The organism is Blastopirellula marina DSM 3645 (assembly GCF_000153105.1).
Classification (GTDB): domain Bacteria; phylum Planctomycetota; class Planctomycetia; order Pirellulales; family Pirellulaceae; genus Blastopirellula; species Blastopirellula marina.
Genome location: NZ_CH672376.1, coordinates 2,265,646 through 2,278,122, shown reverse-complemented (window position 1 = coordinate 2,278,122; position 12,477 = coordinate 2,265,646). Strand labels below are relative to the sequence as shown.

General features: G+C 58.7%; 9 protein-coding genes. 7 read left to right on the top strand and 2 right to left on the bottom strand.

Annotated features, from left to right (window positions below):
* Positions 1-23 precede the first annotated feature (23 nt).
* The gene (locus DSM3645_RS11165; RefSeq protein ID WP_002652266.1) at positions 24-1,313 is read right to left on the bottom strand and encodes a helix-turn-helix domain-containing protein; all 1,290 of its coding nucleotides are present in this window, start codon (positions 1,311-1,313) and stop codon (positions 24-26) included.
* A 51-nt stretch (positions 1,314-1,364) separates the two neighbouring features.
* Complete coding sequence (locus DSM3645_RS11160) at positions 1,365-1,703, bottom strand: hypothetical protein (RefSeq protein WP_002652265.1); 339 nt, start codon at positions 1,701-1,703, stop codon at positions 1,365-1,367.
* A gap of 713 nt (positions 1,704-2,416) precedes the next feature.
* Here DSM3645_RS11160 and DSM3645_RS11155 point away from each other — a divergent pair.
* The 7 genes from DSM3645_RS11155 to solA all read left to right on the top strand — a co-directional run bounded on the left by DSM3645_RS11155 (position 2,417) and on the right by solA (position 12,375).
* Entirely contained in the window at positions 2,417-3,748 is a 1,332-nt protein-coding gene (locus DSM3645_RS11155) for a MotA/TolQ/ExbB proton channel family protein (RefSeq protein WP_131282448.1), read from the top strand.
* Positions 3,745-5,556: a hypothetical protein gene (locus DSM3645_RS11150; RefSeq protein ID WP_002652263.1), complete on the top strand. Its 1,812-nt coding sequence runs from the start codon at positions 3,745-3,747 to the stop codon at positions 5,554-5,556. Before DSM3645_RS11155 ends, DSM3645_RS11150 begins: the two co-directional genes overlap by 4 nt.
* Positions 5,556-6,584 carry a hypothetical protein gene (locus tag DSM3645_RS11145; protein WP_002652262.1) on the top strand — a complete coding sequence of 343 codons (1,029 nt, stop codon included), beginning with the start codon at positions 5,556-5,558 and terminating at the stop codon, positions 6,582-6,584. Before DSM3645_RS11150 ends, DSM3645_RS11145 begins: the two co-directional genes overlap by 1 nt.
* Positions 6,585-6,713: 129 nt before the next feature.
* Entirely contained in the window at positions 6,714-8,015 is a 1,302-nt protein-coding gene (locus DSM3645_RS11140; protein WP_002652261.1) for a Glu/Leu/Phe/Val family dehydrogenase, read from the top strand.
* A gap of 141 nt (positions 8,016-8,156) precedes the next feature.
* Complete coding sequence (locus DSM3645_RS11135; protein WP_002652260.1) at positions 8,157-9,158, top strand: LLM class flavin-dependent oxidoreductase; 1,002 nt, start codon at positions 8,157-8,159, stop codon at positions 9,156-9,158.
* A 250-nt stretch (positions 9,159-9,408) separates the two neighbouring features.
* Entirely contained in the window at positions 9,409-11,226 is a 1,818-nt protein-coding gene (locus tag DSM3645_RS11130; protein WP_131282445.1) for a hypothetical protein, read from the top strand.
* 9 nt (positions 11,227-11,235) lie between these two features.
* Positions 11,236-12,375, top strand: coding sequence for an N-methyl-L-tryptophan oxidase (gene solA, locus DSM3645_RS11125; protein WP_002652257.1), 1,140 nt, complete (start codon positions 11,236-11,238; stop codon positions 12,373-12,375).
* Positions 12,376-12,477 lie beyond the last annotated feature (102 nt).

Sequence of the window (12,477 nt, the reverse complement as noted above, 5' to 3'; positions counted from 1 at the left end):
TGATCTCGCTCTGGGCGCCGAAGCTAGACCCCCATCAAGCTGATAATGCCGTCCATGATCGAACTGTTGATTGCGTAGGGTTCGTCAAACGACCACATGTTGCGAATCAGGTCGGTCACCATGAGTCCCGCGACCAATACCAAAGCGGCGGTCGCGGCCAGACTAATGAGATTGAGCACGCTATAGGGAGCTTCAACCGGCGCCGCCGCGGCAGGCGCACCCGCCGGAGAGGTGACATCCATGGTCCCCATCTCGTCAACGACTTCGAGTCCGTCGTCAGCAGCCCCAAAATCTCCGTCGTCGATACCGGCGCCAAACAGAGCCGACTCGGAACCGATCGAATCAGAATCGAGCGCGATCACTTGCGAGCCGCTATCGTCGTCGTCCAGTTCCCCTTCGACCGGAGTCAGCAGGAAGTCGTCATCGCCGCTGCTCTTGCCGGCGGAAATGCCCGACGCAATATCTTGGTCGACTTCGACCCCGGAGTCGCCCGCCAAGTCAAACGCGTCGACCTTCGAGCCTGAAAGGTCCAGCGGCTCCATGCCGATGTCGATACCGCTGTCGGCCGGATCGACCAGGCTGACTCCGCTATCGCCGGCGTCAAGCGTCAATTCGCCGCTATCGAGATCATCGATGGCCGAGATCGCGCTTTCGCCCAGATCCAGGTCATCCTCGCCGAGCGCCAGACTAACCCCCGAACCGGTACCTTCGGGATCGCGTTTTTCGGTTCCAATCCCGACGTCATCGTCTTTGCCGATTGGGGAGAGCAACAGCTCATCATCATCGTCGTCATCGGCGTCGACCGGAGCATTGAGGGACGAGCTGCCGAGCACGTCCGAACCTTCCAGATCGAGATTCAAATTGCTGTTGGTGTCGGACGCAGGGTCGATGGCGCTGGAGCCCTCAAAACCAAGCTCGATATCGCTATCGGCCAGTTTCAAGTCACTGCCGCCTGACGAGAGTTCGTCGCCGATCACGACCCCAGATTCGCCGCTGCGACCTTCGTCCTGAATCAGGAGCGAGTCGATTTCGCCGGACGATCCGTCATCGCCGCCGAGCGACAATTCAAATTCGCTGTCATCATCCGAATCGCTGGGCGATTCGATTAGATCTTCACCGCTATCCCCGAGCTCGGAAGCTTGACCGCCGCCGGCAAGGTCGGTTTTGACCCGCTCAATTTCGGTTTCTTTGAATTTCCAGCTCGCCCCATCGCGATAGCCGTGGATCTCGTTGCGTGATCGCATTTCGACCAACTGCTCTTCCGAGATACCCAAGATTTCAGCCGCTTCGCTGAGGGGGATTAATTTGGCCATGCCAGGCTCCGGTGAATCAAATCGTAAAAGCCCGGCCGCCGAAGCAAATGCTTAGGGTCTGCCGAGCGATGCTTTTATTTCGCTAGGACTCGGATTGGTGCTGTTGTGCGCTTCCAGCAACAGATCCCAGTGTAGATTGCGAACGCTCTTGAGAGAAATCTTTCCGGTCGTTCCATCTACGTGATAGACGCCCATAACTCTCGTTTGCGGATCAATCAGAACGACCTGCTGCATTCCCAACGCCGTATTGGTCGAATGGGAAATCAGCGAACCGCTTGGCGCCGCCGCGTACGGTGCTTGTGCCTGCGCTGGAGAAGGAGGAGTTTCCAACCAAGCGACTGCAATGACGAGGCTAACGACAAGGGCAAAGCCCAATACCGCATTACGCATAAACCACCTACTCTTCGTGGATTGCGGAATCGGACCTCTATCTATTCTAGAAGCCCGTTTCCTTGATGCAACTCTTTTCGTCCCCAAATGTTAGCGGCGAATCGCTTCCCCCACGGCCAGGACGCACGGGAAGGGCGAACACGGAGCGTTCGCGATAGCCCTAAGCCTAAAGAAACAAAAGACTTATGCTAGCAGCCGCCGCTTCCAGCCGATTCGCTCGCACTGAGACCTGCGTATCGTAGCGGTAGCCCGGAAATGCTGGCAATGTCAATCACGCACGATACCCCCAAGAAGATAGGGCAACCAAAGAGGGCCAAGAAATAAAAGAAGTTCGGTGGAGTCAAGTGGACCCCAACCGAACTTTCATTCCCCCCCGGGATTTATTTAGGCAACGCGTCTGCCAAAGATTGATGCAACCTTGGTTGGCATAGCGGTTTGCGTCGAATGTTGTCATTTGCGACAAAGGAAGTTATCGGCAACCAGTCGCGGGGACATTCACGTTCTTTTCGATAAAACCGGCAAATGTTGCTGAATTGGCTCTCCTCATTTGCTAGCGGGCGAAACGGACTTCGCATTGACGCCGCATCTTGGGTTTCCTACTGATTGCGCCAACAAAACCTCAAATCCAAGCTGCGGTTGTTCCGATTATGAGGATTGTGCGGACTTGTCTCCCCGCTCCGCTCGATCGCACCGCGTAGGAAGGATACGAACCGGTGACTGCACGAAATACCTCCAAGTTCTGGTACAACATCAGTGGAAAACTAGGGTGGCCAGTCGCCCTCGGTTTGGCCGCGACGATCGGCTTCTTCGCGCTGATCAATCAAGGCGTGATCAGCAATCCGCTGATCGTGCGCTATTTTGCCGGGCACCCGGTCGAATACATCGAAACGGCGATGTTCTTTGTCGGCTTAGCGGCGATCCTGTTGAAATTGCAGGATGTCGCACGCGAATTGACCAACGTCAGCAAAATCGAACTCCCTGCGCCGCCGCGCGAAGGCCAGTTGATTGACGACGCCGCCGGGCTGCTCGATCAATTGGAAGAGTACCCGCAACGTCTACAGCGACATTCGCTCTGGCGGCGATTGTTTCAAGGAATTGAACATGTGCACGTCAACGGCAGCGCCGCCGGCTTGCAGGAAGAACTGAAATACTTCGCCGATCAAGAAGCGGAACGCGCCTATCAAAGCTTTTCGCTGGTGCGGATCGTCATTTGGGCGACTCCGATGCTCGGCTTTTTGGGTACCGTTATCGGTATTACGCTCGCGCTCGGCAATCTATCTCCCGAGGCGCTGGTGAACGAACCGAAAGCGGCGATGGAAAGCCTGCTCGCCGGATTGAGCGTCGCGTTTGATACGACCGCGTTGGCGTTGTCGTTGTCGATCTTTCTGATGTTCGCGCAGTTTATCGCCGACCGCATCGAAAACGAACTGTTGACCGTCGTCGACTCAGCCGCTTCGGCCCAGTTGAGCGGACGTTTCCAACAAGCGGGCGGAAAAAGCGACCCCAGCGTCGCTGCGATCCAGCGCATGGCCGAACGCGTGATGCAAGCGACTGAGCAATTAGTCGAACGTCAAACGCAACTTTGGCGCAACACGATCGACGGCGCTCATCACCACTGGGAAGAAATCGTCGGCTCTAGCAAGCAGCAGTTAGAAGATTCGCTCTCTGCGGCTCTTTCTGGTTCACTGGAACGCCATGCGGCGGCGCTGGCCGGCGCCGAAAAAGAGGTGATTCGCGAGATGCGCGTCGATTGGAAGCAGTTCCAGACGGCGCTCGATAACAACGCGAGTCTGATGCGGGATCAACAGGCTCAACTGACCCAACAAGGGGAAGTAATGTTGAAAGCGGTCGAAGCGGTCGGAGAAATCTCGTCGCTCGAACAAACGCTCAGCCGCAACCTCGACTCGTTGGCGGGCGCTGGTCACTTTGAAGAGACCGTATTGAGCCTCGCCGCGACGATTCACCTGCTGAACAATCGCATCGGCGATAGCGGCGGTCGTCGATTTGAACTGGAGAAGAAACCCTCGCAAGGTCATGCGGCATGAGCCGAGCCCAAGCGCGTCGTCAAGGCGTCGAAATCTCACTCTTCCCGTTCCTAGCGGTCCTGATCTGTACGGTCGGCGCACTGATTGTGCTGCTGGTCGTCCTCGTGCAGCAGGCTCGTGCTTCGGTCGACGCTGCGCCGGTCACGACTGAAACAACGCCGGTCGCTGCGCCGGAAGTCCCTGCTTTTCCGCTGGCCGAACTGGAAGAGTTGCGAAAGCTGCGCGCCGAGCAACGCCAACAGTTAGAAGACGAGCGCTTGCAGCTGAGCGGCATCGAAGATCACATTCGCCGTCTGGCGACGCAAATCCGCGGCCTGGACGAACAAGTGAAGCTGCTCGAAGAAAAGCGGAACGCCACGAAGTCGGATCAAGCCGACATCGATCAGCAACTGGCCGAAGTTCGCCAGCAGCTGGCCGACGCCAAAGACAAGCTGACCGAAGAGCAAGCGAAGGCGGCGAAGAAAAAACCTTCTTACGCGCTGATTCCCTACGACGGACCTAACGGCACGCGCCGTCAACCGATTTATATCGAATGCACCGGCGATCGCGTCATTCTGCAGCCGGAAGGGATCGAACTGTATGGCGCCGATTTTCGTCCTCCGTTGGGCGCCGGCAATCCGTTGGATGCGGCGCTGCGTGCGATTCGCGAATATCGCTTGAAACAAAACCCCAGCGCGCCCGATCCTTATCCGCTGCTGGTCGTGCGCCCCAATGGGGCCGAATCTTACGCTGCGGCTCGCGACGCCATGTTGTCGTGGGATTCAGAATTTGGCTACGAATTGATCGACGACGAGCTGGAACTGCAATTTCCCGAAGCGGATCCCTTCCTCGCGCAAACGTTGATGCAAACGGTCGAAGTCGCTAGGCGGCGCAAAGTGGCCGTCATGCGAGCGGCGCCGCGTGAGTATGGTCGCGTTGAAGAAACCGGTTTGCTGACCGCAACTAGTCGCGGTGGATTCGTTCCTAGCGGCGGCGGCAACGGCGGCGGCCGTGGGGAAGAGGGCTCCCCGTTCGGCAAGAATGCGTTTCTCGAACAAGGCGCGCCGATCGGCGGCCAACCAGGCGCCAGCTCGACGATGACCGGCGGTTCGGCTGGCGGCCCCGAATCGTACGCTCGTTCCTCCACCGACGGCGGAAAACCGTTTGATCGCGGCGCCGGCGGTGGTTCGCAGCAATTTGATCGCACCTCGAGCGGCGGACAAGGCACAATGGCCGCTTCGCTGCCAGGCGGATATCAAACGCAAGCTCAACGCAACGCGCAGGGCCCGCAATTGTCAGGCGCCGACGGCACAGACGCGATGTCAGTGCCGGCCGGTTCGACCGACGGCAAGCGGGGCAATCCCAACGGAGACAGCACCATTTCTGGCGGATATGGAGCGCAACAACAAGGTCCATCGCCAGGCGGCCAACAAGGGGGCAGCTCTAGCAACAGCGGCGGAGCGCAGATGGCGCCGCAATCGTTGGCCAACACGCGCGGTCGTAACTGGGCGTTGCCGGGACAATCGGCCCGTGCAACCGGCATCACGCGTCCCATTCATGTGGTTGTCGCCGCCGATCGAATTGTGATCGTGCCCGAAAAAGGGAGCAGCAAGCAGCCGCAGGTGGTGCTATTGCAATCGGACGTTCGCGGCGGAATTGACGAGTTCGTCTCGCAAGTCTGGTCCCGCATCGAAGATTGGGGAATCGCCGGCCGCGGCATTTATTGGAAGCCGACGCTCAAGGTCGATGTCCAACCTGGCGCCCAACAACGTTTTGAAGAATTGGCGGCTCTGCTGAACGGCAGCGGCCTGGAGGTAGAGCGCAACTAATGAGACGCCTTGTTCGATCTCGCGATTCGGCCGAACCTTCGCTCGACTCCTTCCTGGACGTGGTGACCAATCTGGTCGGCATTTTGATCATTTTGATCATGGTCGTCAGTATTACGGCGCACGAAGCGATCACCGACGCCAAAGCATCGCCGGCGGCAACCCCCTCGGTCGCACCGCCGATCGCGCAGCAAGATTCCGGTTCTCTGGAAGAAGCGATGGCGCTGCAAGCCGAACTCGCTCAGATCACGCATCAGCGCACCGCCGTTCGTCAAGAGCTGCAACAGAAGTTCCACGATCGCAATCAGATGCAGTTCGTCCTCACGGCCTCCAATACGGCCATCGACAAGAAACGGGAAGAACTGGGCGCCGTGCAACAGCAAGACTTTGATCGCAATCGCGAGCTGCTGGACGAGAAAGCCAAGCTAAACGAAGTTTACACGACGCTCGAAAGCATCGAGAACTTCCAGCCCGAGTCGGTCGTCCTCAAACACTATCCGACGCCGATGGCCAAAACGGTTTTCGGGCGAGAAGAACACTTTCGCTTGTTGAACGGACGGATCGCCTTCGTCCCGTTAAATACGCTGGTCGACGAATTGAAAGAGGATGCGCAGCGGAGCGCATCGCAACTGCGCGAGACAAGCTCGCTGACCCGAACCGTGGGGCCGATCAACGGTTTTTATTGTCGCTATGTGCTGCGTCGCTCTGCCTATTCGGTCGACACCAAGATGGGCGCCGCTCGACGTGATGTTGTCGAGCTTGATCACTTTGTGCTGGTCCCAGTGTCCGAGAATATGGGAGAAGCGTTTGCCGATGCGCTCCGATCTAACTCCGACTTCATGCAACGACTCGCCGGTTGCGACGCCCAGCGGACGACGATTACGCTGTGGGCCTATCCCGATAGCTTTGAAGAGTTCCGCCAATTGAAATTGATGCTAGTCGAACGGGGTTTCGCCACCGCGGGACGCCCCTTGCCGGCCGATCATCCGATCGGCGGCTCTCCCGAAGGCTCACGTTCTTCGGCAGAATAAACGCCGCTCGCCTGTTAGCGACCATCCATCCCTTAACCGGGAATTTATGGCGATCGAATTGACGATCGATGCGACGACGTATAACGTTATTCAAGTCCAATTGAGTCGCACCTATCGGGATTCTTCGCCATGGATCAGCCAGCGCACGATATTTTCTCGCATGCCGTCGCCCGGCTCGACAAAGCGTTTTTGCATGCCGACATCGACCAGGAAGCGGTTCAGCGGCTCAAGCATCCCAAGCAGGTATTGGAAGTCACGATTCCGGTCCGCATGGATGACGGCTCGCTGCGAATCTTTACCGGCTATCGCGTTCGGCATGACGCAACCCGCGGGCCGACCAAAGGAGGCATTCGCTTTCACCCGAATGTCGACCTGGCCGAAGTCAAAGCGCTCGCCTTTTGGATGACGTTCAAGTGCGCAGTCGCCAATCTTCCCTTTGGCGGAGGGAAGGGGGGAGTGATCGTCGATCCGAAAGAGCTGTCGCGGCTCGAACTAGAGCGACTGTCGCGCGGCTATATCGAACGGATCGCCGATTTTATCGGCCCCGAAGTCGATGTTCCGGCCCCGGACGTCTATACCAATGCGATGATCATGGGTTGGATGATGGACGAATACTCCAAGATTCGGCGCCAGCACACGCCGGCGGTGATCACCGGCAAACCCATTCCGCTGGGCGGAAGTCTCGGTCGTGACGACGCAACCGGACGCGGCGCGTACCACTGCATCAAAGAGCTAGAAGCCAAACGCGGCTGGAAGCCGGAAGAACAGAGAGTCGCGGTGCAGGGATTTGGCAACGCCGGCCAAGCGGTCGCCCGATTGCTGCACGCCGACGGATACAACGTCGTCGCCGTCAGCGACTCTCGGGGAGGAATCTACAAAGAGTCTGGTTTTGACATCCCCAGCCTGGCTCATGTGAAAAACGAATCGCGTCATCTCAAAGCGGTTTACTGCGAAGGCTCCCTTTGCGAATCGATCGCCGCCGATGTGATCACCAACGCCCAACTGCTGGAGTTGGAAGTCGATATTCTCATTCCTGCCGCGCTCGAAAACCAAATCACCGGCGAAAATGCGCCGCGTGTCAAAGCCGACGTGATCGTAGAAGCCGCAAACGGTCCCCTCACCGGCGAAGCGGACGACATCCTCAACGACAAAGGAACGCTCGTCGTCCCTGATATCTTGGCCAACGCCGGCGGCGTGACGGTCAGTTATTTTGAGTGGACGCAAAATCGCGCCGGCTATTACTGGCCGCTTGAGCTAGTCCAGCAGCGTCTACACGAAACGATGGCCCGCGAGTTTAACACCGTCTATAACCTGGCCAACCATAAAGAAATCGACATGCGCACCGCCGCCTACGTGGTCGGTCTCAATCGCATCGGCGAAGCGATCGCGTCACAAGGCACGGCCCGGTATTTTACGGCCCAAGAGGATTGATGGAGAACAACGTATGTCGAAGGAAGAACGGCTAATAAGGCAAGAATTGCCGGGCGTACCTAAGCCCCAGCCAGAGACGGTCAAAAAAGAGCGTTCCGATGGTGTCATCCCGCTGACGCGGAAGAGACGGAAAGAGTAACGGTGGTCGAACTTTCAATTCTGGAACTGGGGCGCGTTCGTCAAAGATCGGATCGCCGCACAGCGCTCGATGAGGCGCGGATGCTGGCCCAACATGCCGAGAAGTGGGGCTACAAACGTTTCTGGGTGGCTGAGCATCACAACATGCCCACGGTCACCACGGCTGCGACCTCGCTTGTGATCGCTCATATCGCGGCTGGCACGCAGACAATCCGCGTGGGCGCCGGCGGCATTATGCTGCCCAACCATGCGCCGTATGTGATTGCCGAACAGTTCGGCACGCTGGAGACGCTGTTTCCCGGCCGCATCGATCTTGGACTAGGCCGCGCACCGGGAACCGATCAGCTCACGCTGCGAGCACTCCGGCGCACCCCCGCGAGCGCCGAGAATTTCCCCGACGACGTGCAGGAACTGCAAGCCTTTCTGGCCCCCGTCGCGCCGGGCCAGCAGATCGAAGCGGTGCCCGGTTCCGGCACGCAGGTCCCTCTCTGGATTCTCGGCTCCAGCTTGTTCGGTGCGCAGCTCGCTGCCGAGCTGGGATTGCCCTATGGGTTTGCTTCGCACTTCGCACCTCAGTCGCTCGACCCGGCGCTGCAAATCTATCGCGAGCGGTTCAAGCCCTCCGCGCAACAGGCGAAACCTTATGTGCTAGTCGGCGTAAATATCATCGCCGCGGCCAGCGATGCCGAGGCGCGTCGCCTGGCGACATCCCAGCAGATGTCGTTCGTCGGCATGTTTCGCGGAGCACGCGATCTCCTACAGCCGCCTATCGACGACATCGAGACCTATTGGACTCCCCAGGAGAAATCACAGGTCTCTCAGATGCTAGAGTGCAGCATCGTGGGGAGCCCCGAGACGGTTCGCCAAGGGATGACAGCATTGACCGAGCGAACCGGCGCGGATGAGTTGATGGTCGTTTCCGACATCTTTGATCCTCAAAAACGACGACGATCCTTCGAGTTGATCGCCGAGACGGCGAGCCAGGACATTTGCGCGCAGCAATAAAGCTCCCTAGATCAGGCCCCCACCGTGGTCCGATCCGCTTTCGGGTGATTCGGATTTCGACAGTCGTCATTTCTTCTTCGGCAGCGCGTCCCCAATCGACGCTAGCAAATTCACTGCGGCAGCTATTGCGTTAATCTTGAGCATTTCCTACCATCCCGGCCCGGAAACATCGGTTTTTCAGCGCGGCGGCGAAGGTTGGGTAATGAAACTTCGAAGTACGAACCACAGATTTGCGTACGGATTCCTCTTGGTGCTTGCGACCAACATGGGTTGCGTGCCGGGGTTTTACACGCATAGCTCTGGCGAAACTTCTCTCTCTGGCGTCATGTCAGAGAACGCCGGTTCGCGGCGTAAGCGGCACGTCCTGGACGAAGAAGAAATGGTCGCATCCGCTTCGCGCGATCAAGATTTCTCGCCGCAGCAGGAAGAATTGTCCCCCGATTTCTTGGCTCGCGTGCAAGCGCTGACCTTGCCTGAATCCGAAAAAGCGGCGATTCGTCGCCAGTTCAACGGCAGTTCGCCGGAAGAACTCGAACGCGTGCTCGGCATCCTCGAATCGCAATTCGCCCCGGTCGAAAAGCTAGTGGAAACGCCGGCTAGCCAGCCGCAGCTAGCGACCAAGACGGCCGCTCCTCCCGCTGCGGCGATCCCCCAAAAAGCCTCGTCCGATCAGTTGACCAGCTTGCTCGAGCAGATGAAACAACGCGTCGGTCAAGCTCACGGCGATCTGCCGGAGCGATTGCCAAGCGCAGAAGGCGCCGCCGCCAAGCTGCCGACCGCCGAACAAATCGCTCAATACGCCAGAACGGGAAATCCCAACTTTACGCAGTACGAATTCACGCGCCGCGATCAACCGGCGAAATCGACGCCGACGGCTCCTGCCTTTCCGGTGCAGCAAGTGACCTATGCCGAATCGATCCCGAACGCCCAGGAAGCGGCGCTCAACGGCTTGGCGCATCCCGACCAAATGGCGGATCAGCGTAACGGAATTAGTCACGTCCCGCCGACCATGATCCCCCCCACGGCGAACCAGGCGAAGGCCGATACCGCTGCATCCTCCTCGGCGACGCCGGCGCCTCTTTCGGCGGACGAGCAACTGGTGATGGAAGCGATCTGGAACCGCGGACACGTCTCGCTCGAAGACATCTACAACCAACTGAACAAGCACGCGATGCCGGTCGCTTCGACCGACTCGGCCGACGGCGGTCGCTCCAGCGACAAAGTTTCGGCGCCGCCGGCGATGACGCTGGATGAGTTGCAATCGATTATCTTTGACCTGGAAGACGCCGGCTGGTTGGCGCATCGTCGCGACGACAAGCGGGTCCTCTATTGGTCCGAACGGGATCAGCCGACTGGCGGTTCGCAAGATTGGGAAACCGTTCTGCGACAAGCGATCACCGCGATGGAGCAATCGCTTCGCAACACGCAACTTTCGGACGCTGAGCGACAAAAGAAAGAAATCCATCTGCGGATGCTCTACCTGATCGCCGAGCGAAAAGGGGAAGCGATGCGCAAGATTGAAACGTTGCCGGCGGCGGAACAAGAGTTCTGGTCGAATCTCCTGTTCGCGGCCAGCGACTTCGCCCATAGCAGCGAAATCCCGGTCGATCGCCGCAGTTTGCTGGCGCTGCGCTCGCTGCAGCACGCGACGGCGAACCTCAGCGAGCTGAGTCCGCTTGATTTGCGCAACGTCGCCTTCGTCCGCAACGTCAAAGGCTTTGGCGACTTCACGCCGTTTGAGAAAACCTCGTTCACCGCCGGCGAAGAACTGCTCGTCTATTTAGAAATCGAAAATCTCTCCAGCAAAGAAGTCGACGGACAGTTCGAGTCGACCTGGGGAGCCAGCTACGAAATCTTCAACGACACCGGGCGCCGCGTGGACGCACGCTCCTTTCCCGAATACAAAGATCGCTGCGCCAATCGGCGTCGCGACCTGTCGTTCACCTACCGACTTTATCTGCCCGAAAACATTCCACCGGGCCGTTATCGCCTAGAGCTTTCGGTGCGTGACAAAGAGATCGACAAGTTCGGCCAAGCGTCGCTCGACTTCGAGATCAAGCCGCAGTAGGAACCGACCATGCCGAAACGCGCGTACGACGTCTTGGTTCTCGGCGCCGGCGGAGTCGGCTCGGCCGCATTGTATCAATTGGCTAAACGCGGCATTCACGCCGCCGCGCTCGATCGCTTTCATCCGCCTCACCGATTCGGCAGCTCGCACGGGCAAACGCGCATCATTCGCCAGGCCTATTTTGAGCACCCCAGCTATGTGCCGCTGCTCCAGCGCAGCTACGAACTATGGCGCGAGATCGAAGCGGCGTCGGAGCGTTCTCTGTATCACGAAGTCGGTCTGATCGAGATTGGTCCAACCGACGGAATCGTCTTGCCTGGCGTGATGCGCGCCGCAGCGCAATTCCATCTCGAGATCGATCGCTATAGTGCGGCCGAAGCGAAGCGGCTGTTTCCGCAGTTTGTCTTTCCGGACGATCACACCGTCGTCTTCGAGCGCCGCGCCGGCTATTTGAAAGTGGAAGATTGCGTCGCCGCGTTTCTGGCCATGGCGCAACGGCACGGAGCCGAAGTCATCGCCGATACCGAAGTGGCCCGCTGGGGTCATGACGGCGCCGGCTACTGCGTCTCGACGTCCACCGGAGAGTATCGAGCGGCCAAGTTGATCATCGCCGGCGGCGCTGGCGCGAAAGTCCTGTTACGCGGCATCAACGCGCCGCTGCAAGCGTTACGAAAGCATATGCACTGGTACGAGATCGACGATGCCCGACTGCAAGAGTCGAGCGGCGCTCCTTGTTTTTTCTTTGAATCGTCGCACGGCTACTTTTACGGCTTCCCTGAACTTGCCGGCGGCGAAGGGCTGAAAGTCGCCGAACACGGCGGGGGCGAAACGTGGGAACCCTCTTGGAACGATAACCAGTCGGCGGATCCCGAAGACCAGCGGAGGATCGAAGCCTTCTTGCAGCGCTCGATACTCGGCGTCTCTCGTCGACCGGTTCGCCATGAGACTTGCTTGTATACGATGACGCCGGACGAGAACTTTTTGCTGGGTCTGTATCCCGGCGACAAACGCATCGCCGTGGCGGCCGGACTGTCAGGGCACGGCTTCAAGTTTGCCGCCGTTCTGGGAGAAGCGCTCGCCGATTTGGTCGAGCAGGGGAGCAGCCAGTTGCCGATTGAGTTTCTCTCGCCCAATCGCTTCGCCGTTTAGGCGAAGTCTTCGATTGCGGAAATCATTTCTAAATGGCTGCGCGTGACTGCGACCTATACTTTCGCGCGCAGGCCGGCGCTTTGTCGGCGCAATCGCCAAAAT